The sequence below is a fragment of the Halobacillus litoralis genome, assembly GCF_020524085.2.
GTDB classification, from domain to species: domain Bacteria; phylum Bacillota; class Bacilli; order Bacillales; family Halobacillaceae; genus Halobacillus; species Halobacillus litoralis_E.
Map to the genome: position 1 here is coordinate 438,343 of NZ_CP129016.1, position 24,963 is coordinate 463,305.

Annotated in this window: 19 protein-coding genes; 8 read left to right on the forward strand and 11 right to left on the reverse strand. The window is 44.8% G+C overall.

The genetic code is table 11. The annotated features are described in order from the left end of the window. Positions 1 to 33: 33 nt before the first annotated feature. The 5 genes from LC065_RS02280 to LC065_RS02300 all read right to left on the reverse strand — a co-directional run bounded on the left by LC065_RS02280 (position 34) and on the right by LC065_RS02300 (position 5,655). A complete protein-coding gene (locus tag LC065_RS02280; RefSeq protein WP_306163935.1) occupies positions 34 to 615 on the reverse strand; it encodes a 2OG-Fe(II) oxygenase in 582 nt (193 codons plus the stop codon). A gap of 419 nt (positions 616 to 1,034) precedes the next feature. Next, entirely contained in the window at positions 1,035 to 1,814 is a 780-nt protein-coding gene (locus tag LC065_RS02285; protein WP_226593655.1) for a cupin domain-containing protein, read from the reverse strand. 173 nt (positions 1,815 to 1,987) lie between these two features. Continuing rightward, positions 1,988 to 4,135 (reverse strand): type IA DNA topoisomerase, encoded by a 2,148-nt coding sequence (locus LC065_RS02290; protein ID WP_226593653.1) that lies wholly within the window; start codon positions 4,133 to 4,135, stop codon positions 1,988 to 1,990. A 352-nt stretch (positions 4,136 to 4,487) separates the two neighbouring features. Beyond that, complete coding sequence (locus LC065_RS20645; RefSeq protein WP_306163730.1) at positions 4,488 to 4,673, reverse strand: iron-containing alcohol dehydrogenase; 186 nt, start codon at positions 4,671 to 4,673, stop codon at positions 4,488 to 4,490. Between the two features lies 1 nt (position 4,674). Next, positions 4,675 to 5,655, reverse strand: a complete 981-nt coding sequence (locus LC065_RS02300; RefSeq protein ID WP_306163731.1) for an iron-containing alcohol dehydrogenase — start codon at positions 5,653 to 5,655, stop codon at positions 4,675 to 4,677. 279 nt (positions 5,656 to 5,934) lie between these two features. On the opposite strand from LC065_RS02300, the gene LC065_RS02305 reads away from it, so the two are divergent. The 3 genes from LC065_RS02305 to LC065_RS02315 all read left to right on the forward strand — a co-directional run bounded on the left by LC065_RS02305 (position 5,935) and on the right by LC065_RS02315 (position 8,867). Beyond that, on the forward strand, positions 5,935 to 7,350 hold the full coding sequence (locus LC065_RS02305; RefSeq protein WP_306163732.1) for a hypothetical protein: 1,416 nt from the start codon (positions 5,935 to 5,937) through the stop codon (positions 7,348 to 7,350). 191 nt (positions 7,351 to 7,541) lie between these two features. Next, positions 7,542 to 8,372 (forward strand): alpha/beta fold hydrolase, encoded by an 831-nt coding sequence (locus LC065_RS02310; RefSeq protein WP_226593646.1) that lies wholly within the window; start codon positions 7,542 to 7,544, stop codon positions 8,370 to 8,372. Positions 8,373 to 8,420: 48 nt separating this feature from the next. After that, on the forward strand, positions 8,421 to 8,867 hold the full coding sequence (locus tag LC065_RS02315) for a staygreen family protein (protein WP_226593644.1): 447 nt from the start codon (positions 8,421 to 8,423) through the stop codon (positions 8,865 to 8,867). 128 nt (positions 8,868 to 8,995) lie between these two features. Here LC065_RS02315 and rlmD read toward each other — a convergent pair whose 3' ends face one another. Both rlmD and LC065_RS02325 read right to left on the reverse strand, forming a co-directional pair. Next, entirely contained in the window at positions 8,996 to 10,456 is a 1,461-nt protein-coding gene (gene rlmD, locus LC065_RS02320) for a 23S rRNA (uracil(1939)-C(5))-methyltransferase RlmD (protein ID WP_226593641.1), read from the reverse strand. Between the two features lie 109 nt (positions 10,457 to 10,565). Then, complete coding sequence (locus LC065_RS02325; protein ID WP_226593640.1) at positions 10,566 to 11,750, reverse strand: MFS transporter; 1,185 nt, start codon at positions 11,748 to 11,750, stop codon at positions 10,566 to 10,568. 521 nt (positions 11,751 to 12,271) lie between these two features. On the opposite strand from LC065_RS02325, the gene LC065_RS02330 reads away from it, so the two are divergent. Together LC065_RS02330 and ppdK are read left to right on the forward strand one after the other, a co-directional pair. Beyond that, complete coding sequence (locus LC065_RS02330; protein WP_226593638.1) at positions 12,272 to 13,090, forward strand: pyruvate, water dikinase regulatory protein; 819 nt, start codon at positions 12,272 to 12,274, stop codon at positions 13,088 to 13,090. After that, complete coding sequence (ppdK, locus tag LC065_RS02335) at positions 13,090 to 15,765, forward strand: pyruvate, phosphate dikinase (protein WP_306163733.1); 2,676 nt, start codon at positions 13,090 to 13,092, stop codon at positions 15,763 to 15,765. Before LC065_RS02330 ends, ppdK begins: the two co-directional genes overlap by 1 nt. 169 nt (positions 15,766 to 15,934) lie before the next feature. On the opposite strand, the gene betA is transcribed toward ppdK, so the two are convergent. Next, positions 15,935 to 17,641, reverse strand: a complete 1,707-nt coding sequence (gene betA / locus LC065_RS02340) for a choline dehydrogenase (RefSeq protein WP_226594098.1) — start codon at positions 17,639 to 17,641, stop codon at positions 15,935 to 15,937. Positions 17,642 to 17,749: 108 nt separating this feature from the next. Then, positions 17,750 to 19,228, reverse strand: coding sequence for a betaine-aldehyde dehydrogenase (gene betB / locus LC065_RS02345; protein WP_306163734.1), 1,479 nt, complete (start codon positions 19,226 to 19,228; stop codon positions 17,750 to 17,752). A 396-nt stretch (positions 19,229 to 19,624) separates the two neighbouring features. Between betB and LC065_RS02350 the strand changes: the two genes are divergently transcribed. Then, on the forward strand, positions 19,625 to 19,960 hold the full coding sequence (locus tag LC065_RS02350) for a hypothetical protein (RefSeq protein ID WP_226593632.1): 336 nt from the start codon (positions 19,625 to 19,627) through the stop codon (positions 19,958 to 19,960). Between the two features lie 305 nt (positions 19,961 to 20,265). Here the strand turns inward: LC065_RS02350 and LC065_RS02355 are convergent, their stop codons facing one another. After that, positions 20,266 to 20,976: a nitroreductase family protein gene (locus tag LC065_RS02355; protein WP_226593630.1), complete on the reverse strand. Its 711-nt coding sequence runs from the start codon at positions 20,974 to 20,976 to the stop codon at positions 20,266 to 20,268. Positions 20,977 to 21,088: 112 nt separating this feature from the next. Next, positions 21,089 to 21,502, reverse strand: coding sequence for an RrF2 family transcriptional regulator (locus tag LC065_RS02360; protein WP_226593629.1), 414 nt, complete (start codon positions 21,500 to 21,502; stop codon positions 21,089 to 21,091). 345 nt (positions 21,503 to 21,847) lie between these two features. Between LC065_RS02360 and LC065_RS02365 the strand changes: the two genes are divergently transcribed. Together LC065_RS02365 and LC065_RS02370 are read left to right on the forward strand one after the other, a co-directional pair. After that, positions 21,848 to 23,221 (forward strand): M28 family peptidase, encoded by a 1,374-nt coding sequence (locus LC065_RS02365; RefSeq protein WP_226593626.1) that lies wholly within the window; start codon positions 21,848 to 21,850, stop codon positions 23,219 to 23,221. 164 nt (positions 23,222 to 23,385) lie between these two features. Then, complete coding sequence (locus LC065_RS02370; protein WP_226593624.1) at positions 23,386 to 24,903, forward strand: multicopper oxidase family protein; 1,518 nt, start codon at positions 23,386 to 23,388, stop codon at positions 24,901 to 24,903. Positions 24,904 to 24,963: the final 60 nt, after the last annotated feature.

Sequence of the window (24,963 nt, forward strand, 5' to 3'; positions counted from 1 at the left end):
GTTATAAATCGCCATTTCTCTACGGCGCTGTCTTTATCTATACTGTTTTCTTCTCACCCACATCGTAGCTGCCCATTTTTCCCCGATTGTGACCGGCGATCCTCCATGCAGGGTTCGTTCATTGATCACAGGATCGGAATAAAAATATTCGAAATAGACGCCCATGCCTTTTTGCGGGGAGACAGATAAATTCATCTGTGGAAAGTACGTTTCTCCACCCTCTTCAACATCGTTTAAATAAAGAACAAGCGTACTGATTCTCGGATTGTTCTTTGCATGGACCTTCGATTTAAAGTAATCATAATGTGCTTTATATTCATGGCCTTGCTTATAATTCAAGATGTGAAGTCCTTCTCCATGTTCAACGGGTACATTCATGATATGCGCCAACCGCCTTTCAATGCGTGTTGTGATATCATCCTCAGGTAAAAATGTGCTGCTGCTTGTCCGAATGTCATTCACTTCATGACGTGACCCGATTTTTGAACGGTTCATCCGGTTTTGAGAAAGACGGATAAGCTCATTGCATTCTGCATCACTGACGACATTTCCCAATATAGCAATCTTAGGATCTTCCATTTTTGCAATGATGGAAATCTCACGGTCTTCCGTCATAATCCTGTTGCCCTTGTGGTCAAAAATGGAAGCTTCTTTCACTGTTAATGTCAACTTTTCATCAACCTCTTCTTGTTTTAATAGAACGCTTTCAAAAACGTATATCCTTGAGGAAGATCGGATATGAGAAATATCTTACCACCTTTTTATGATTTATTCCTGAGTTTTTATAAAAATTACAAAATTGTTCACAAATGGTAAATAGATTACTATTTTTATTCGTCTGACCCCCAAAGAATGGTTGATCTTATTAAAAAAACACTATCTCCCCACGTTTACCACATTGTAAGGAGATAGTGTTTTCACCTAACCAAGATAACTAGGAAAGATGGATGACCTAGTGAACGGCCCCGGCTGGATTCACGAACTTGGTACACTGAATAGCGAAAGAACAACCAAGATAAGTTTCCCTTCCGCTACTACATGTTTTTACTTTGTTGTAGAAGTTTTGACTTTCCTGTCCTTTCCCACTCTTCTACTGTTTCATATGCTTTTTCAGGAGTATATCCCTTCCCTACAAGCAATCCCATTAAGATGAATTCTTGAAGGATGTGCGTAGCATTGATCCCTCTTTTAACATCTTCTAACCCTTCATCCACCAAGTATTCCGTGTACTTCACCCATTCGTCTGGAGTCTTCCCATATACAACGGGATTTCCATTCTCCTGCCCGTTTCCTTCTTCCGCAGCCATGGCATCTGCTTTGGTCACATGAACCGTACCAAATGGATGATTGGGAGGAGCATAGATTGAATAGAGCTTAAGTGGCGTATTCCCTGTATTGGTTACATTGTGCCATGTTCCAGCAGGAATGAAAATGGCGTCATCATCATAGACATTTCTTTCAAAACTTAAATTGTTTTGACTCTCGCCCATTTGAGCAATCCCCTGCCCCTGTTCAATACGCAGGAACTGATCGACACTTGGATGCACTTCTAACCCAATATCTCCGCCTGGAGGAATACTCATTAAGGTTACTTGTAAATTTGATCCCGTCCATAAAGCCGTACGATAGTTTTGATTTTGCGTCGTCGCTTCATTGATATTGATGACGAATGGATTGGATCCATAATCTTTCAGCGTCACCCTGTTATAGAAGCCATATTGTTGGTTAGGTGCAGACCAGTACCCTGCAGGATTTCTGTAACCATACACTGGCTGGTTCACATAATATGGATGCGTATAGGGTCCAACATACATTTTCTCAAATCCCTTCCCATTTGCTGATTTATCCTATGCAGGGAAAGTGAAGAGTGTCCTTGATGTATAGTTTTGTAGGGAGATGAGGTCAAACCAAGTGTTCTCAACGGAAAAAGCCTGCCTCCTTGCGCGAATAGGTTCACACATAGAGAGGCAGGCACCGAATGACATATTTAACTTTTTTCTTCTGCTTTCTTTTTAAAATCGAATTTAATTTTGAAATCTTCATCCAGTGTTAGAGCCGTACTGAACGTCTTCTTTCCCTTAAACCCTTTTAATACCTTCGTACGTTTTTTCTCGCAAAGCGTTTTAATCATATTTGCACTCAGCGACTTCCCTGCCAACCTTTTCGGAAAACTTACCTTACACCCTTTTTTGTATTCGGAACACGCATAAAACTTGTAACGGTCCATAATGGAACCCGTCTGGCAGGCCGGGCATTTGGCAATGGGGGTATTCCACTTTTTCTTTTCACCTGTATTCCGGATTTGAACCTGTTGAATGGAATCAGGGGTCTCCTGGATCAGTTTTTCAATAAACTGGCTCGTCTGCTTGATGAACATTTGTTTCGAGCCTTCGCCACTTCCGATTTTCTTCAAATACGACTCCCACTTGGCGGTCATGGAAGGGCTCGATAACAGCGTCCCTTCGATAGCTTCACAAAGTGTGATGCCTTTAGCCGTGACGTAGACGTTGTTCTTTTTCACTTCAATGTATTTTTGCGCCTTGATCGTTTCAATGATGCTTGAGCGGGTCGCTTCAGTCCCGAGGCCTTCCACCTCTTTCAGGATCTCCACGTCTCCCTCGTCATCCATGAGCTTTCCACACGTTTTCATCATGTTGATCAGCTGGCCTTCGGTATAGGGCTTCGGCGGCTGCGTCATACTTTCTTTAATATGAAGGCGCGCGCCTACCTCTTCCCCTTTTTGAACATTCGGAAGCAGCGCATCTTTTTCCTGTTTCGCTTTCGACGGCTTAGGGAAAAGCTCTTTCCAACCTTGGTGGACTTCTCTCCGTCCTGTCGATTTGAAAGGAAGGTCATGGACATGGGTGAAGATCGTTGTCTCTTCATAGACGTAATCACTATGGAACATCGCGAGCGTCGTCGCTAAGACTTCTGTATATATGTTGCGTTCCTCGCGGCTCAGCCCATTCAGTTTCTTTTCCGTCGGAATGGACTTCGTCGGGATGATGGCATAGTGCTCCTGAACTTTCGTGCTGTCGACATATCGCTTCCTTGGTTTTAAAGAGATAGGGGTGAAAGAAGCGTTAAGTGGATCTTGGTAGGACTTCAGGTTGTTCACTAAATAAGAGAACTCGCTTTCCGTGATGTAATTACAGTCGGTTCGCGGATAGGAGACTAGTTTTTTCTCATAGAGCTTCTGCATCGTCTTCAACACTTGTGACGGTGTGTACTTCCAACGTCTGTTCGCAACACTTTGCAACGTGGAAAGCGAATGCAGCTTCGGGGATTTTTGATGCTTCGTCTTTTTGTCTACACGCTGGACCATCCCCTGGTGGTCTACCTTTTCCTTCAGCCCATGCTTGTCCATAAGCTCCTGGACCTTAGCTTTATCCTTTTCCTTAATTTCAGCCAGTCCCTTGTAGGAACCTTCCTCTGATTGAAAAAGCCCCTCGATTTGGTAAAAAGGCTCGGACACAAAGTTCTCAATTTCCTTGTGCCTCTGGTAAATCAAGTACACCGTCGGCGATTGCACACGGCCGATCGTTAAGTAACTTCCGAAGCCTTTCTTCTGCAAATGCAGTGTGAACAGACGACTCGCGTTGATCCCTACCATCCAATCACTGATTTGACGGGCTTTCGCTTCATCAAACATACGTAAGTCTTTTTCATTGTTTCGTAGATTGTTAAATCCCTTACGCACTTCGTCCTTCTCAAGGGAATTGATCCACAGCCGGCGAACAGGTTTCCCCTTCACGCCTGTTAAACGGAGAATGCTGTAAAAAATGTTCGACCCTTCCCGGTCGACATCGGCCGCATTCACAAGCACGTCCGCTTGTTGGAACAGCCGCTTGACCTCTTTAAACTGCTCCCACTTCCCTTTTGATACTTTTTCAAGAAATCGATCCGGAACAATCGGCAACTGATCAAGCTTCCAGCGCTTCCATTCCGGTTTATAGTCATGCGGTTCTTTCAATTCCACTAGATGACCGACGCCCCACGTGATCGTCGCCCCGTTCGGGAAGGTATCATCCGGTTTAAGTACAATATACGTTTTCGTTTTTTCCTGTATTGTAAAAGCCTCTGCATATGCTTTTGCCTGAGAGGGTTTTTCCGCTAAGATGACCACTCGTGTCATGGTCTCTCCACTCCCTTCATTGAACCCCAAGAGTACTATGGGATGAAGCGTAAAGCAAGGGATTGACGACGTTCTTTTTACTTTGGCGAGGTGCGCTGGACCTTTGGGGCGAGCTACTCTCCGTTTGGCGCGACTCGCTACACCTTTGGCGCGACTCGCCTTGGGGGACAGCGGGGTGATGAGGCTTGAGGCGGTGCTTTAATATTTCCAGATGGACAATGTCAGGTGGGATGGTACGGGGTTTTATGATCATAAGTGAACTCCTTTCCCCTCTATTAAAGTCGATCGCCGTTTTTTTGTCCAGAAAAAAGAGACCAGTCCAGTGGTGGACTGATCTCTATAAGTCTTCTCTTTAAAAATCTACATCCTGCCCATAATAAGCGGCGACAAAAAGCTTTTTCATTTCTTCTACGGATGTTTCACGCGGATTCGTTCCTGTACACGGATCTTCTACCGCATTTTCAGCCATCGTATCCACATGTTCTTTGAATAACTCTTCGGACACACCAAATTCCTGCAGTGTATTTGGTACGTCCATTTCACGATTCAAACTCCCGGACCCATTCAATAAGAGCATCGACGAGTTCCTGATCATTCTGCCCTTTCAAACCGATTCTTTTCGCTAAAGCGGCAAAACGATCTTCTACAACACTTCTGTTGAATTGGATAACATAAGGAAGATAAATCGCATTGGCACAGCCATGCGGTACTCCGAACGTTGGTCCACTCTTATGGGCTAAGCTGTGTACGTTGCCTAATACCGCATTAGAGAAGGCCATACCTGCCATTGCCTGGGCATAGTGGACTTTTTCACGGCTTTCTTTATCTCCTTTATAGGAGGAAAGAAGATGTTCTTTCAAAATTTCGGCCGCTTCTTTTGCAAGCGCATCTGTAAAAGTTGTTCTTGGTTTCGCTACATAGGCTTCAATGCTGTGGGTGACAGCATCCATACCGCTGTATGCCGTTACACGTTTGGGCATAGATTCAACCATTACAGGGTCGATGATGGCTAAATCAGGCGTCAGTTCAAAGCTGGCTAACGGATATTTCACCCCTGTTTCTGAATCGGTAATGACGGAAAGGTTGGAGATCTCCGATGCTGTTCCACTTGTCGTTGGAATACCGATGAATTTCGCTTTGGAACGAAGTTCGGGCAGCTCAAACGGTTTGGTCGCGTCTTCGAAACTTAGATTCGGATGTTCATAGAACAACCAAAAGGCTTTAGCCGCATCCATCGGTGAGCCACCGCCTATACCTATGATCCAATCAGGTTCAAAACTCATCACTGTGTCCAGATGTTCTTGTACAAGCTTCGTGGAAGGTTCTTCTTTTATCCCTTCAATAAGCTTGGTCTCTATATTCGCTTCTGCTAGATTGTTTTCAATCGTTTCGAGGTTCCCGTTTTCTTTAACGGAACCTCCACCAATCACAAGTAAGGCTTTCTTTCCTTCTACAGATTTCAATATATCAAGAGCGTTCTCACTAAAATAAATGTCGCGCGGAATTGTAAAACGGTTCATGATATCTCCTCCCACTTTTTGGTTACACTCGGGAATATTGCCGCTTTCCTTTTTCATCAAACCATTCAGTAGGTATAATCCATAAATTCAGTTCATTTGTAACCCTTATTTAGTGAGAAAGCACTAAACCAACGTGAGCCTCTCGTACTCCAGAAATCCGGCTGTTTTCTCATACCACATCCCTGCAGTCGATCACCCGTGCACGATTCAAGCTAATGAATATGGCTTATGATAAGATATGTAAGGTTAACACTTTGATCTAAGAATGGAGCATCCATCATGGTACAAATCGCAAAACGAGGGTACACCTTATTTATCAGCTTGTATGTCCTCATGCATTTTGTCGTTTATTTTATAGGTGGAGAATCGCTTTCCACCACTCTTTCCTTATTCGGTTTGGCGGCTTTTGTACTGGGTTACTTTTTCCTTCCGGTGAAACAGGCAGCGATCTCCCTTTTGCTGCTCATTATCGCATTGATTGTTCACATTTCTGCAGGGACCTCCCTCATTGAAGGGACCGTATCCGGGTTTACGGTGATGAGCGAACTGATCGCTCTCTTACTGATCGTTCCTACGATCAGTTGGGTACTGGAGGAAAAGCCCTACATCGAATCGGTCATTAACTTCGCTCAAAACTTGCTGAATACAAGTCGTAAGTTCTATTTCGGGATGATGGTCATCACCCAGATCATTTCGTACTTTTTATTATTCGGATCGATTCCGATGGTCTACAGCATGATCAACGACTTTTTGAGCAATCAAAAGGGCGAGGCGTGGGAGAATTATAAAGGAACGGCCCTCTTACGTGCCTTCTCCTTAACCACGATGTGGGTCGTCAGTATTCCAAGCTTTATTTTTGCCGTCGATGCCCTTGGCGCATCCTTAGGCTTATCAATCTTGCAAGGTTTCTTCATCTCATTCGCCGGGATCTTATTATCTGTCTTATTCTCTTATTATCAAGAACGTCATTACGGCGTGGATCTCACGGCAGGCATCCAGGAGCAGCTTCAGAAGATTGCCGAACAAAAGAAACAGGATACGAAAGGGAACCGTGATGCTCTGGAATTCGGCTTTCTTTTCGTAACGTTATTCGGGTCGATTTTTCTTCTTAACGCCCTTTGGGACGTTCAGCTTCTGCTCATTATCCCTATCGTAATTGTGGCCTGGGTCATCCTCTACTTCATCATTCGTAAGAGAAGCAGCGCGATTACCGAGAACGGAAAAACCTATGTAGCCAAAAGCATCCCAAACAAAGCGCAGCAGTTCTCCATCCTGCTGGCCGCTGGATTTTTAATTAACGCGGTGAATCAGTCAGGATATGGCGAGTACATTATCGATGGCCTGTTTTATGTGACGGACGCCGTACCGTTCTTGAACTTCTTATGGGTTCTTCCATTTGTCGTGATTATTCTTGGATTTATCGGACTCGGTCCGTTAACGGTCATCGTCCTCGTCTCTGGAATTTTGCAGGGCGTCGACCTTCCTTACCCACCAGAAATCGTGGTTCTTGGGATTACATCAGGGAGCGTCATTTCGATTATGTTATCTCCGTTGATTCTGCCATCCATCATTTTGAGTTCTGTGAACAAATTGAGCATCATTAAAAACGGACTGATGTTCAATTATAAATACGCCCTGTCCTTTTATGTCATGGTGCAGATTTACCTGCAGCTGTTCGTGCTGTTTTTCTTATAAGAAAATAAAACTTTCGGCGGGCCTGTTCAAGGTCCGCCTTTTCTTTTTTCAAAATCTACAGCGCTCCCCTCCCCCTTCATCTCCAAACAGGGTCGGTTCCGTCTTTTCCCAGAAAGAGAAATGACCATCAGCATTTTTGAATAAGATTTAAAAGAATGTGCTTAGAATTCTGCAGAAACAGGAGGGACACCATGAACACGAATGAAAGTTATATTGAAGTGGCCCCGGGGGTTGAGTTATTCATTCAAGAAACCGGAACTGGAGACCCCCTTGTATTCATTCCGGGTTTTACATTCACAACGGAAGTCTTCTCCGAACAGGTGAAACACTTCTCAAAAACACACCGCACGATCGTCATTGATCCCCGGAGCCATGGCCGTTCAACCATGACCGTCCACGGAAATGATTACGTCACCCATGGGACGGACTTACAAAAAGTGTTAAAGGAATTAAAAGTAGAGAATCCAACGCTCGTGGGCTGGTCTTTTGGTTGCCTAACGGTGTGGGAGTACATCCGCCAGTTCGGAAGCGATGAAATCAAGTCCCTCATTCTGATTGATATGCCGCCAAAATCTTTATCACTGAAAGAAGACGAGGATTGGGTGGAAGGTCCACTTGATGACTTGGCTGCAGCGTATACGAACTACCTCCGTCATCCAAAAGGACAGAGAGAATTCATCTCGGCCTATGCCACCGGGGTCATGGTACAACGGGAACTGAAAAAAGAAGAATTGACTTGGATGGTAGAGCAATCCCTAAAAACCCCTTACTATATTGCGTCCAACTTATTCTCTTCCGGTCTCTTTTCGGATTATCGAAAAGAGGCAGCGCAAAGCAGTGGATCTGTTCCAACGCTTTTCGTTGTTGCCGAACATTGGGGAGAGACAGCGACCGCTTACCTTAACAAGCTGACCCCTTCCGCTTCAGTGAAGACTCTCGGAGGACATCTTATGTTTTGGGAGCATTGTGAGAAGTTCAATCAGATCGTTGAAAGATTTTTAGGAGAATCTGCGAGTAACTGACAACTCCATCAGTAATGAATTTATACCTTCATGAAAAGGAGGCCCCCTTTGAAAAGGCTTGATCCAGACAAACTTTTCGTTGAGTTTAGACCATGTGTTACAAAAACAGAACCTCTGTTAGGTCGGAGGTACACATTAACCCATTCTGACGTGACTGCCGAACTTTTTCTCACTATAGGATGGACGTATGCCTATGACAAGATCACCCCCATGAGAGATGAAGTGCTTGCCGAATGGAGGATAGATCATGGTTCTCCTTATCTCTTTGTCTATGTTTATGTGGATGGACAATATGGATCCAATCAATCAACCATTCGCGATACTATTTTCAGACGCGAATTGCCATTAGCACTTGAAGCGATCAGATATGGAGACCAGTCCCTCTTTAAAGCCTATCCCGAATTGGATCTTGCACCAATTTTCATACGTTTTGACTCTATAAATCCCCGTTACAATCGATATGAGTATTGGGGTACCCCAAAGGATTATCAGTAGATGTATTTTACAAAAGAAAGATTGGGCCCCCTGTCCAAGGTTCATACAATACAGAAAAAGGTTCATCCACTTCACTGGATGAACCTTTTTCTAGTTAAAACAGCCAGTACCTTGGTTTCAGGTATTGGTTATCCTTTCAGCACTAACTTCGCCACGGATTCCACGTGATATGTCTGCGGAAACATATCCACCGGCTGGATTCCTTCCACCTCATATCCGTTCTTCACTAAATACTTCATATCCCGCGCCTGTGTCTCCGGATTACAGGACACATACACAACCTTTTGCGGCTTGAGCTTCACAACACTTGATAAGAACGCTTCGTCGCTTCCGCTTCTCGGCGGGTCCATAATGACGACATCCGCTTTCTGCCCGCGCGCGGCCATGTCGACCATGAATTCGCCGGCATCACCTTGATAAAAACGCGCATTATTCACGCCGTTGCGCTTCGAATTACGGATGGCATCCCGTACGGCATCCTTATTCACCTCTACGCCGATGACTTTACCAGCTTTGCGACTGGCTACAAGACCAATTGTCCCGATCCCGCAGTATGCATCGATCACGGTTTCGTTTCCAGTCAGCTCGGCCATTTCAATCGCTTTTCCATAAAGCTTCTCTGTCTGAACCGGATTGATTTGATAAAAGGACTTTGCGGAAATTTCGAATTCCAGTCCGCACAACGTATCGGTAATCGTCCCCTTGCCGAACAGCACTTTTTCCTGTTCTCCCAGAACAACACTCGTATCGCGCTTATTTACATTCAATAGCATGGTCGTAATCTCTGGATGGGCTTTTCTCATAGCTTTCACAAAATTGTTTTTTCCTTTGAACTCCGAGGAGGCTGCGACGAGCACAACCATGATCTCTCCACTGACCTTGCCGACTTTAATCAGCACGTGCCGCAAGAAGCCTCGTCCGGTATCCTCATTATACGGCTGCATTTTTGAATTTCTCATGTAGTCCTTGATCGTATCTATGATTTCGTCCGCTTTTGGATCATGTATGAGACAACGATCCATCGGGATGATTTCGTGCGTGTGCTGCGCATACAACCCGCCAATGACCTGACGCTTGTGATTCAGCCCGAATGTCGTATGACTCTTATTCCGATAATCATACGGATGATCCATCGTGAAAATAGGCTCCGGCTTTCCGAACGGCTTCATCAGGTGATCGATCGTTTCCTGCTTGAAACGCGCTTGCGCATCGTTACTCATGTGCTGAAGTTGGCATCCCCCGCACTCGTAATAATAAGGACAAGGCGGATCGACGCGCTCTTCTGCTGAAGTGATGACACGCTTTACTTCTGCGTCCAAAGACCGACCCTTTTGAATGATGTTTACCTCAGCCTTTTCCCCTGGCAGCAGCAAAGGGACTTCCAGACGATTGCCCTTCCACTCGGCGATCCCCTTTCCTTCATCGGTCAGACCTGAGCACGTGACCTCTGCCGTTACGGGTTTCTGACCACGGACAGTTTTACCTTTGGATGGTGTATGAGGAGAGGGTTTCTGTTTCCCATATGGCTTTCCAGACCTGTTCGGTTTCTTATTCGTCTTTTTATATCCTTGATTCTTTCGTTTACTCATAGGCACTTCCTGTCTTTGCTTATTTGCCCCTCATTATAAACTACCGGAAGCCGGCGGTAAAACAGAGGGAAGAAAAAAGAGCTTCCCTTTGAGTGGGAAGCTCCTTGTATCAACTCTGTCTAAGTTTTTGAATGAGAAGGAATCCGGCAGCCACCGCGAAAAAGATCAGCAGCAAGCCCGCAAAACCGTTGGTAAAACCCGTACGCTCGATCGCAAATCCGAACAACGGAAAGCTGATCATAATGATAAAACTTTCCATTAAACCGATTAATGAAAAGAAGGTGGATCGGACATTACTTTTTAATAAGTTTTGCACAAACGAGCTGAAGATGGGTTCGAAGAGACTCAACAGCTGCGCAAGGAATAAGAAGGATAGTAGAATGGCCCAGTCCATGGCAAAGATAAATAGCATGAAAAATAACAGGAACAGCCCTAAGCCGTAATATAAGATATTGAAAAACTCAAACCGTTTTTCGACCCTGTAAGCGATTTTCGCCATGAGGACTCCTAAGAGCCCCTCCACTGTAAATACAGCACCTACCACAGCAGAGGAGTAGCCTAACTGGATGAAGTACTCCTGACCGTAAAACACGAGGATCACCATCACTGCACTCGCCAAAATAAACAACACCACAGGCCGGTGGATGACCGAATTCTCCCTCCATACAACCAAACCTAATTTAAATTGATGGACCCACTGGTTATACCAGCGACCGCCGATGTCTTCCGTTTTTTCACGTTCCGGCTCCTTCAATAAAAACAATGGAATGAGAGCAAGAATATGGGTGAAGATCGTTGTTCCATACACCCATCCCCAGCTGATATCCGCCATAAAACCGCCGAGGAATTTGGCAAGGCTTAATGACAATAGAGCAAGAGCCGTCATGCTTCCGATCACCTTCGTATAATCTTTCTCCCGCTTTTCATTTTTTAACGTGTCATAGGCAAACGCCTGCTCAGCACCGGAATGGAAAGTCACCATCATCCCCATCGATAAAAAGGCGAGCGTGAACATTGAAAAAGTATCGCTGATCATCATAAACACACCATAAAGAATGCTGAACACATTGCCGATAACTAAACTCACTTTCCGGCCATACAAATCCGCAATCATCCCTGTAGGAACCTCAAAAAGAACAATCGCCAAGTGAAGAAAAGCTTCCAGCAAACCGATTTGACCAAACGTCATTCCTCTGTCACCAAGGTAGATGACCCACAAGGCCCGGTCAAAAAACAACTGAGCAAAAAAGATATAGAAATAAAGCATATAGATATTGCGTTTTGTTTTAAACATTGTCATTCGTCCTCTCTTATACATAAAAAAATCCACACGTGATCTTTCCCGTGTGGCAGCTTCCGCTATTTGAAGGAAATCATACGTACGTTCACACTATGGAATTCAGCTAAAAAAGGACAGACTTGTCCCTTGGACCGCTGGAATTCCAAAAATAGACATCATGAAAAGCAGATGTTTGTCCTCACTTTTGACGTCTAAGGTGAATGTAGGCATGATTTTCCCTCCTTTATGTACAAGATTCGTTTCCATTATAGTACGCTTTCAAACTTTAGACAACTTGCTCTGGATCAACAGACAACCAGTCTTTTAATAATGAGCATGAATCATAAACGATTTTTTTGTTGTATCCATCCGCAAACAATGATACTATACTATTCAGTAATAGTATGACACATTAACTTAATAACACCACATTAGTGTGACACATTAATCAGGAAGGGATGAAAGGTTGGAAAACTGTACATAAGCCAACGTTTTCATACACTTCCGCTAATGACTAAACGTAAGGGAGATGGATTGTGACGAATCAAGAAATGGTTTATATCGTGTCCGATTCCGTCGGGGAAACAGCTGAATTAATGGTAAAAGCTGTGGCAAGTCAATTTTTTGGTCAGGAAGTTGAGATCCAGCACTTTTCCTATGTAGAGGACGAGCAGGATATAAATAATGTCATCACGGTTGCAAAGTATCGCCCTTCCATCATTGCTTACACCATCGTCCTCCCTGATTTGAAGGATTATCTTGACAAGAGAGCGGATGAAGAACAAATCATTGCGGTTGATTTGATGTATCCTCTCATGAATGCGTTCTCTCAAAAATTCAATCTGCAGCCCAATCGTCAGCCTGGGCAGATGAGAAAGTTGGATGAGAACTATTTCAAACGGGTGGAAGCCATTGAGTTTGCTGTGAAATATGATGACGGACAGGAAGTCAGAGGATTGAAACAGGCAGATATTGTGCTCGTCGGGGTATCGAGGACCTCCAAGACTCCTCTTTCTATGTATCTAGCAAATAAACAATTCAAGGTAGCCAATGTGCCTCTGATCCCTGAGGTTCCGCCTCCTGAAGAACTTTTTGAGATTCCAAGGAAAAAATGCATTGGATTAATCATTTCACCGGAAAAATTAAATGATATTCGCAGAGAACGATTAAAAAGACTGGGACTAACAAACTCAGCCAGTTATGCCTCATTGAATCGAATCTTCGAAGAATTAACGTGTGCGGAAGACATTATGAAAAAAATTGGATGTCCAGTGATTGATGTTTCCAATAAGGCGATTGAAGAGACAGCCGATATCATCCTGGCCATGTTTAATAAAAGGGGGAGCTTTGCCTAATGGAAAACCATTTTGTATTCATGTTTGATCACTCTGAAAAAAACGAGAAAGAACTCCTAGGTGGAAAAGGCGCGAATTTAGCTGAAATGACCCGGATCGGTTTACCCGTTCCTTATGGTTTTACGATTACCACAGACGCCTGCAACGCCTATTATGATGCAGAAAAATCCATATCTCCAGAAGTCGAATCCCAAGTATTACAATCCCTCCAAGTCCTTGAAGAGAAAACAGACAAAAAATTAGGGGATCCAACCAATCCACTTCTCGTTTCTGTGCGCTCAGGTGCCGTCCATTCCATGCCTGGGATGATGGATACCGTTTTGAACCTTGGAATGAATGATGACACGGTTAAAGGAATGGCCGAACTTACGAATAACGCTCGCTTTGCCTATGATTCCTATCGCCGGTTTATTCAAATGTTTGGGAATGTTGTCCTGAATATAGAAAACTACTTTTTCGAACATCGCTTGGAAGAAATCCGCGAAGAAAAAGGGTACCAGTCCGATACAGAACTCACAGCCGAAGATTGGAAAGAAGTAATCGAAGCATTCAAATCGATTGTGCTCAAAAATACGAAGCGAAGCTTTCCTCAGGATCCAAAGGAACAGCTTTTCCTTACAATTAAGGCCGTGTTTGACTCATGGAATAACAAACGGGCCATCCTGTACCGCCGCCTTCATCAAATTCCCGGCCACCTTGGTACAGCGGTCAACATTCAAAGCATGGTTTTCGGAAATATGGGAGAGGATTCCGGCACGGGGGTTGCCTTTACGCGCAACCCATCCACCGGGGAGTCTAAGCTTTATGGAGAATATTTGATCAATGCACAGGGAGAAGACGTCGTCGCAGGGATCCGTACACCTCAGCCGATTGCGACGCTTAAAGATGAAATGCCGGATGTCTATCAACAATTGGTGGAGACCTGTCAGTTATTAGAAGACCATTACAAAGATATGCAGGACATTGAATTTACAGTAGAACGTGGAAAGCTGTTCATCCTACAAACACGGACAGGGAAGCGAACGGCCCAGGCAGCCATTCGAATTGCTGTTGAAATGGTAAAAGAGAAAATCATGGACCAGCGGGAAGCTTTATTACGCGTGGATCCCGATCAGCTCAATCAGCTCCTCCATCACCGTATCGATCCTGAATACAAGAGGGAACATTTAGCTACAGGCTTACCCGCTTCCCCTGGAGCTGCTACAGGACAGGTCGTCTTTGATGCGGATGAAGCAGATATGCTGGCCAAGGATGGAAAGAAGGTCATTCTCGTCCGCCCTGAAACGACACCTGATGACATCCATGGAATCATCGCCTCTCAAGCTACAGTGACAAGCCGAGGCGGGATGACCAGTCATGCCGCCGTTGTTGCCAGAGGAATGGGGAAAGCTTGTATATGCGGCTGTGACTCTATGAAAATCCATTTGGAATCCAAACAGTTTACCGTAGGCGAGACGACTGTAAACCACGGGGATACCATTACAATTGACGGATCGACAGGGGAAATCTTCCTCGGTGAAATTCCAATGATTGAACCAGAACTTTCGGAAGAATTCCAACTGCTGCTTCGCTGGGCAGATGAAGAAAGAAAGATCGGAGTCCGGGCGAATGCGGATAATCCAACAGACGCTGCGAAAGCCCTGGAGTTTGGAGCCGGTGGCATTGGTCTTTGCCGTACCGAGCATATGTTTATGGACAGTTCCCGTATTCCTACCGTTCAAAGCATGATCCTATCTGAAACGATCATGGAACGTAAGGAGGCTCTTGATCAACTCCTGCCTATGCAGCAACAGGATTTTGAGCAGATTTTTGAAACGATGCAAGGACATCCCATCACTGTAAGGTTACTAGATCCCCCGCTTCATGAATTTATGCCGGACAAAGAAGAATTGCTCGTTAATGTGACGAGGTTGCAAATCACTAGTCCCGACTCAAAAGAGTTGCAGGAAAAACAAAACCTTTTACGCAAAGTACGATTATTAGAAGAAGCAAATCCTATGTTAGGCCTTCGTGGCTGCCGCTTAGGCATGATTCATCCCGAAATTTACGAAATGCAAATCATGGCTATTTTCCAGGCGATGTCTACCGTCATGAAAAAAGGAATCACAGTGAAACCGGAAATCATGATTCCGTTAGTCAGCCATGTGAATGAACTGAAAGAAATGCGCCAATTGGTGATTCGAATCAGCCAGCAAGTCCAGACAGAAACTGGCCTGGAATTTAATTATTTAATTGGAACCATGATTGAAACACCGCGTGCAGCACTCACAGCCGATCAGATTGCTGAAGAGGCAGACTTCTTCTCCTTTGGAACCAATGATTTAACTCAAACGACGTTTGGGTTCAGTCGAGACGATGCAGAAGGTAAGTTTCTTCAACAGTATGTAGATAGCGATGTGCTACACAGAAATCCATTCGTTTCCTTGGACCAGGATGGTGTTGGAAAACTTGTAGAGAGTGGTGTCAAACTGGGTAAAGCAACAAATCCTGCCCTGAAAACAGGGATTTGTGGAGAACACGGAGGAGAAAAAGAGTCCATTCAGTTCTGCTATGATTTAGGACTGGAGTATGTAAGCTGCTCTCCTTTCCGCGTTCCATCAGCACGACTGGCAGCCGCTCAGTCAACCATTCGCAGCGAACGGAAAAAGTCGCGAAAAGAACCTCAGTACAATTAATTGAGCTTGGGTCCGTCTCTTATCGTGATATTTTTGTACAAAAAGCGTTCCATCCATTATTTGGATGGAACGCTTTTCATGTTAAAAACAATAAAAAGGAGAAGGCTCCCCTTCATCCATGTACGCTTCACGAGTCATACATTTTAAAGGGTCCTTCTCCTTTTACGTTTTATTTTGTTACAGCTTTGGCATTAGATTTAGGAACGGTTCCTGCATCCGCTGGGTGGACACCGTGCTGGTAGTAATCGGCGTCGATTGGATCGAGCGGTTTACGTCCAAGGATAAGGTCTGCAGCCTTTTCTGCCAGCATCAATACAGGTGCGTGAATATTTCCGTTTGTCACGTAAGGCATAGCAGATGCATCGACTACGCGTACGTTATCAAGTCCGTGAACCTTCATCGATTCAGGGTCTACGACAGACATAGGATCTGTTTCAGGTCCCATTTTCGCCGTACAAGACGGGTGAAGAGCTGTCTCCGCATCTTCTCTTACCCATTCAAGGATTTCTTCCTCGGTTTGTACCGTAGGACCAGGTGAAATTTCACCAGCATTATATGGCTTCATAGAAGGCTGGGACATAATTTCACGGGTGATATTGATGGCTTCGATCCACTCTCGTTTGTCCTGTTCTGTAGAAAGGTAGTTGTAAACCATGCTTGGATGCTCTTTTGGATCTTTTGATTTAATCTTCAAAGATCCACGGGCATCGGAGTACATTGGTCCGATGTGAACTTGGAAACCGTGATCTGTCGGTGCTTTTTGTCCATCGTAACGGACGGCTACCGGAAGGAAGTGGAACATCAAGTTCGGGTAGTCGACCTCATCGTTGGAACGGACGAAACCTCCGCCTTCGAAGTGGTTCGTCGCAGCTGGACCTGTACGTCCAAGCATCCACTGAAGACCGATCCAAGGCATACGGCGCTTCTGGAGGTTCGGCTGTTCGGAAACAGGAACAGGGCAAGCGTGCTGGACATAAACTTCAAGGTGATCCTGAAGGTTTTCCCCTACACCTGGAAGGTCAACAACTGGATCAATGCCAAGAGAGCGAAGGTGTTTCGCATCGCCTACACCAGATAGTTGAAGCAGCTGTGGCGTGTTGATCGCTCCACCGGCAAGGATGACTTCTCCTGCTTCCACTTGATGCATTTTTCCGTTTCGCTTATAGGTCAATCCTTTTGCTTTCGTGCCATCAAAGTCAATGCTCGTAACGAAAGCACGAGTCTTGACTGTCAGATTCTCACGGTCCATGATCGGGTGCAAGTAAGCACGTGAGGCTGACAAGCGCTGCCCTTTGTACACATGCTTATCAAATGGGCCGAACCCTTCCTGACGAAATCCGTTCACATCAGGTGTACGGTTATAACCGGCTTCTACTGCTGAATCAAAAAAGGCCTGGAATAGAGGGTTTTTCGCTGGACCGCGCTCCAATTTAATGGGACCATCGTGGCCGCGCATGTCATCTTCCGGTGACGCCAGCGCATTTTCCAGACGCTTGAAGTATGGAAGGCAGTGAGCCCAATCCCAGTTTGTCATTCCTTCATCGGCACCCCAGCGTTCATAGTCTTTCGGGTTTCCACGTTGGTAGATCATCCCGTTAATGGAACTGGAACCTCCCAGAACTTTTCCTCGGGCATGAGGGATACGGCGTCCATTCATATATGGTTCTGGGTCTGATTCGTACTGCCAGTCATAAAGGTTTTTACCTGAAGGGAATGGCAGAGCCGCAGGCATTTGGATCAATAAGTCCCAAGAATAGTCACTGCGTCCTGCTTCTAGTACAAGGACGCTTTTTTTACCATCCTCACTTAGGCGGTTTCCCATTACTGAACCTGCACTACCGCCTCCAACGATTACGTAATCATATGATTCAATCATAGCCATACACTGTTCCTCCTTGATGTTTAATACGGAAAGAAGGAGCTCGGAATACCCCTTCTCCCTTTATCTGTTTTTGTTCATGAATGTTAAAAATAAATAATTAGCTTAGAACCAGTTGATTTGTTCTGGTTTAAGGTTTTGGAAAATATGCTTCGTTTCTGTATATTCTTCAATTCCTAACTTACCTAGTTCTCGTCCGATTCCGGATTGCTTGTATCCACCCCAAGGCGCGTGTGGGAAGTACAGGTTGAATTCATTGATCCATACTGTACCCATACGCATCTTCGCTGCACAGCGCTCTGCTTTTGCGATATCGTTTGTGAAGACACCGCCGGCAAGTCCGTAGATGGAATCATTCGCAAGTTTTACCGCTTCTTCTTCTTTCGTGAACTTCTCAACTGTGATGACTGGACCGAAGCCTTCTTCATGGACAACCGTCATGTCGGTTGTGCAATCGGTGAAAATGGTCGGCAGGAAGAAGAAGCCATTCTGTAATTCAGGGTCTTCCGGACGTTTACCGCCCACGGCTACCGTAGCCCCTTCTTCAATCCCTGCTTCTACATACTTTTCAACTTTTGCAAGGTGGTCGGCGGAAATCAGTGGTCCCATTTGGGTATCTTCGTCAAATCCGCTTCCCAGTTTGAATTTCTTCACTCGCTCGACAAGTGCGTTGACGAACTCATCGTGAATGCTTTCTTCTACAATCAGTCTTGTCCCAGCAGAACAGATCTGCCCTGCGTGGAAGAATACTCCGTTCAATGCCTGATCAACAGCAAGGTCAAAATCAGCATCTGCGAAAATGACATTCGGATTTTTCCCGCCAAGCTCAAGAGCGAGCTTCTTCACGTTCGAGCTTGCTGCCTGCATGATTTTCTTCCCGGTCACAATACCACCGGTGAAGGAAATAAGATCGACGTCTTCGTTACTGGACAACTCGGCACCTACGGTTGCGCCTGCGCCAAGAACGAGGTTCGCCACACCCGCAGGTACGCCCGCTTCTTCCATCAACTCAAATACTTTGATATGCGTAAGCGGCGTGATTTCACTTGGCTTCATAACTAATGTGTTACCAGTTGCAAGCGCTGGAGCCAGTTTCCAGGACGCTTGAAGTAGAGGATAATTCCAAGGGGTAATCTGCCCACAAACACCAACCGGTTCGTGAACGACTTTACTGATGGAGTTCGGCACTGGAGAATCGATGATCTCGCCACCATTCTTATCCGCAATCTCTGCATAGTAACGGAAGACTCCAGCGATATCATCCATGTCTCCGCGGCTTTCTTCTACTGTTTTACCAGTATCCAAGGATTCTAGATTCGCTAGTTCTTCTTTATCTCTCTCTATCAATTCAGCAATCTTCCGTACAATTGCTCCACGCTCCGTTGCCGGAGTCGTTGGCCATTCGCCGTAATCGAAAGCTTCTCTTGCTGCCGCAATGGCTGCTTGTGCATCTGTTTCGTCGCCTTCTGGAACGACAGCGATCGTTTCTTGATTGAATGGATTGATAATCGTACGCGTATTCTCTGAATTTGCGTCTACCCATTTCCCATTCATGTATTGTTTCAATTTTATATTTACGTTCATTTGATCAACTCCAATTCTGAAGTGAATTAAGTTTGTTAAGAATTTATTTAACGTTTTTAACACTAACACGTCTATTAGAGGCTGTCAAAGAAATACGAACAAAAAATGAGCGGCCTCCTTATCGCAAGAATACTGATTTAAAGCGCAGATAAACGCTTCATCAAAAATAAAAAAAATCAGTCGAAGAAAATTTACTTTCTTCGGCTGATTAACTAACGAATACTGCCCATGTGCCCCATCTCGTCGATAGGCAAAGTGATTTCCATCATCTCATTCGTTCCTTTTCTAAGAATGTATGAATTTATAGCAAGAATACAGAAGGGTAGAGAGAGACAACCATACGAAACTCTCATTTCTACATATAATAATCTATCGACGTATAAGGAGGTGAATGTTATGGACAGTAATAATAACTATGATTGTAGCTGTTGGAAAGAGTATCCTCCTAAAAAAGATGAAAATAGTGTAAATGTATGCAGCTGTTGCGTAACCGGATTGGAAAAAATGATCAAAAAACATTTTCGATGCGGCGATACAATTGGGATCACTTTTTTTGGAGAAAAAGTGGCAGCTATTTATATTGGAAGATTCAGAGGTCTGGAAAACAGTGTAATTGAAGTTGAAGATTTACTTGTACCGGGTACAACTAGTTTTGTACCTTTGTGTGATGTAGATAGTATTGAAAGAGGAATTGCGTTCCAGGAAGCACCAATGCAAATAGGAAGACCATAAGTGCCTATGAAAACTCAGGGATCCTCCTGAGTTTTTTCTTTGGATTCCCTAAGGTTAAACTTACCTTTTCTATTTATGAATGGTATTCATTCAAAAAATGAGGCCCCTACTGCATGATTACTTTTCAATGAAAAACTAGAGATCAAATCCACAAATTTTTTTAGATGAGTACGACATACAAAAAAAGATGACAAGCTAATGCTTGTCATCTTTTTTCAACATCATCATATGCATACCTAGCTAAGAAAATATTATATTCTCACTTAGCAAAGGGAAGACCCGGCACTTTCACAAGAATTATCGTCTCATTCAAAACGGTTCCAATTGACGACACTATCTAAAGGAAGGCGTGTTTTCTGGAAGCCAGCTTTGACTCCTTTACCCAGAGAAATCAACATAACAGACGTATATTCCTCAGGTACATGGAAAGCTTTCAAGAACTGCTCTTCATCGTATCCACCCATCGGTACGGTATCATATCCTTTCGCTTTCGCCGCAAGCATGAACTGCATCGCCACGATTCCACCGTCAATGTGAGCAATTTTCGCAAGACGCTCTTCAGGGAAGTTTCCATAGTTGTCGAAGATGCTGTTGACGTACATGTCTTTCACATCTTCAGGCATATTGCCTTTTTCAGCAATTTGAGAATAGATTTGATCGGCATTCTTATAGGCTTTTTTATCTCCAAGAACCGCGATTACAGCGGAAGCATCCACAATTTGCTGCTGGTTATTCGCAATGGGAAGCAGTCTTTCTTTCTCTTCCTGCTCGTCTATGACAAGGAAACGCCACGATTGCAGATTGGATGAAGAAGGTGCCAGCGTCGCAGTCTCCAACAGTTCTTCAATTTCTTTACGATCAATCTTATAATCCGGGTCATACTGACGTACGGAACGGCGTTCTTTCGCTATGGTCAGAAAATCGGTATCTTCAAGGACTTTCGGAGCTTCCTTCGTCGTATCGATTTCTTTCACTTTATTGAGATATTCTTCTTTGGTCATCGTTTTGTTGGACATGGATCTGCACTCCTTCAACTGTATCTTTAACAATTACAGTATAGGCTGTTAACTGTTGTTTTGTCAAATACAGTTACTTATAAAAAGAAAACGAAACCGTTATCGTTTCGTTTTACTGTTCAATAAGATCAGATAGGGATTTCGTTTGTAACCCTTCCAAAATCCAAGTCTCCATTTCCTTTTGCAGATCACATAGAGACTGTTGGGAAGTCCCTGAAAAACAGTGTTTCCCTTCTGTCTCAAAGTAGTCTTTCACCACGGTTTCAGCACGAATGGCTTCATATACTTCAGAAAGCTTAATGTCTTCCGGCTTTTTACTAAGGGTGTATCCCCCATCACGGCCTTCTTTCGCACTTATGATGCCCGCCTTGACCAAGTGAGTCAAAATCTTACGAAGATAAACAGACTGAGACTCGAGCTTTTCTGCAAGCTTTCCACTCGGACAGCGGCTTTCGTTTTCAGCTAAGACAATCAATGCTTTCAGTGCCATACTGAACCAACGCGCATGATTCATTTTATCTGACATCGTTTCACCTCTTCTATCCAAATTATATTTTGATGCATGTGAAATCAAAAGTCAAAACCATGGAGTAAACATTCTTTGTTTTTCTTCATGTCGTCAAAAAGTGCGGAATCTGCAAAAATGAACCTTTAGTAACAGCTTCTATGAAAACCCCTCAAAATTCATCACGGATCTACCTATGACGAACTATAGATTCGACATCCTCCCTCAATATTCTCCTTTTGCTCATAGGTAAGAAGGATATGGAAAGCCACTATCTCCTCGTTTTATATTAAAAACCAAATAATTACAATTCTGATAAACTACCAATAGTACGGTTCTATTACGATTTAAGAGGAGGAAATTGATTTGTCTAAGAAAGCCATTCCTTTCATGTTAGCCGCTGGATTAGTTTTAGGCTCTGCACCTGCTGTCACTTTTGCTGACCCCCCTGCTCCAAATGAACAAGCCGATCATGCTTTTGATAATAAGGTGATTAAAAAAATCAGTGCCGATCGTCTCTACGAACGGGTAGACCTGTTGTCAAAACAGCCTAGGGAAGCAGGAACACAGGGCGAGTATGAAGCCGTTCAGTACATTAAAAGCGAATTTGAAAGCTACGGTTATGAAACAGAATTGCAACCTTTCACCATCCAAGCGTGGGACGAAGGAACTTCCTCCATTTCAATCAATAGCTCAGACTTTGCTGGTGATGTCCATACCTTTAATGGGTCTGTAAACGGTACAGTCGAAGCCTCCCTGGAGTATGTAGGTCTGGCTTACTCTGAGGATGTCCCGGATACCGTTTCCGGTAAAATCGCGTTGATTGAAAGAGGCGAAATCAGTTTTTATGAAAAAGTCCAAAACGTGATCGATAAAGGCGCTGTAGGCGTCATTATGTTTAACCGTGAAGGAGCAGAAGGCAGCGATTTCGGTTATACATATGAAGGGCAGAACATTCCGGCTGTAGCGATCGACCGGGAAGCTGGACTGTCCCTCGTGAATCAACTTCAGTCAGAAGAAGTCACGGCAGCAGTATCCGTACAAGATGCAGGACCCATCGATCAAACATCTTATAACGTGATTGCCACTATGAAACCACACAAAAATAAAGATACAGGCCAAATTGTGACAGTGGGTGCCCACCACGACTCCGTAGCAGGTGGACCAGGAGCCAACGATGATGCTTCCGGTGTGTCCGGGGTACTGGAATTAGCTAAGATTATGGCGAAAACTCCGACGGACACAGAGTTACGTTTTATGACCTTTGGAGCGGAAGAAAAAGGTCTGCTCGGTTCCTATCACTACGTCAGCACACTGAGCGATGATGAAATCAAACGAATCTCTGCTCATTTCCAAATGGATATGATCGGAAGCCGCGACTCTGGTGACTTGATTATGTTCACTCCGGATGGAGAGAAAAACCTAGTGACAGATTTAGGCGCATCTGCAGGCGCAAGAGTGGCAGAAGTGGTCGAATATGGGCAGCTTGGCCGCAGCGACCATGTTCCGTTTTATGTGGAGGGGATTCCTGCCGCACTATTTATTCATGCTCCCCTTGAGCCGTGGTACCACTCCCCTGAAGATACGTTAGATAAAATTAGTAAAGAAAAACTGAAAGAGACAACGGAGATTGTCGGAGCAGCCGTCTATCAAATCGCAAGACCAGATACACCCGCTCTGGAAAATGCGAGAGTAGCCCCCGGTCCTGTTCATTATGAATTTGATGATCGTCCCCTATAATTTTTATTTTTTCGGTGAGCAGCCAGTCTATTTCAGACTGGCTGCTTTAGATATTTCATAGACTTTGTATCTCCGTAGAATGATAGAAAGAGTGAAACAGGCGTAATCCCCCTCCCCTGCAAATACAATAAAATAAGTCCTAACGATCAAGAGGAGAGATAGGTATGCTGAAGAAGTTCGTGGACCCCCTTCCCATTATGGAGAGCATCCGCCCAACAGGTCATATTCAGAATGTGCCCTTTTATGAAGTGACGATGCAGGAAACCTTTCAGAAACTGCACCGAGACCTCCCTCCGACGAAGGTTTGGGGCTATAATGGGCTGTATCCCGGTCCTACTTTTCACGTGCAGAGACATCAGCCGGTCCACGTGTTATGGAAAAATAAACTTCCTGAATGGCATTTTCTTCCCATTGATACGACTGTACACGGGGCTGAGAAAAGCCAACCGGAAGTTCGGACTGTCGTGCACCTCCATGGAGGGGTGACGCCGGATACAAGTGATGGTTATCCAGAAGCGTGGTTCACCCGTGACTTTCAAAAAGTAGGCCCCCATTTTACCAATAGGCTGTACACGTATCCCAATCACCAGCCCGCGACCAACTTGTGGTACCACGACCATGCCATGGGCCTCACGCGCCTTAATATTTATGCCGGACTTGCCGGCATGTACATCATCCATGACCGGGAAGAAGCCCGTTTGAATCTACCATGTGGGCCCTTCGACATTCCGTTGATTATCCAAGACCGGTCGTTCCATGAAGATGGTCGCCTCTTCTACCCTGATGAACCAGTCCCACCGTTAATGACTCCCCGCCCTTCCGTCATACCAGATTTCTACGGAGATACGATTTTGGTGAATGGCAAAGTATGGCCGCATGTAAACGTAGAGCCCAGACGCTATCGTTTCCGCATCCTGAACGGATCGAATGCCCGCTTCTATCGCTTTTCACTTTCCAACGGGGAACCTTTCATCCAAATCGGTACAGATCAAGGTTTACTCGAAACGCCGATATGTGTCCCTTCGCTTGTACTTGCACCTGCAGAACGAGCGGATGTAATTGTAGATTTTTCTACGTGTTACGGTGTATCGGTCATACTGCAAAACGATTACGAAACGCAAGGGAAGAAACCAGACCCTGAGACGACGGGGAGTGTGATGCAATTCCGCGTGGTCCACCCCCTTACTTCTAGGGATAAGAGTTCCATACCCGCTCACTTGGCACCTGTTCCAAAGCTTACACATCATCAGCATGCACGAACTTTACGTCTGAACATGCGAAAAGATTCCTACGGACGCAACATTCACTTGCTAGACGACCGTTTGTGGTCGGACCCCATTTCTGAGACTCCGAAACTAGGTCAAACGGAAATCTGGAACCTGATCAATGACACAGAAGCGGTCCACCCGATCCACCTTCATCTAGTCCGCTTCCAAATTCTCGACCGCCAACCCTTCGACCGTGATGTCTTCGAAAAGGAAGGACGCATCGTTCCTACAGGTCCACGTGTTCCTCCAGCTTTGAATGAAAGAGGATGGAAGGATACTGTACGGGCACGACCTGGAGAAATAACACGAATCATCATTCCCTTCGGCCCTTACCCTGGACTGTTCGTGTGGCACTGCCATATTTTAGAGCATGAAGACTATGAGATGATGCGTCCTTATATTGTTACTAGATAAAAAAAGGGGGTTCCTGCCTCCTACTTAGAATGCAAAAAAAGTGACAAGCCATTGCTTGTC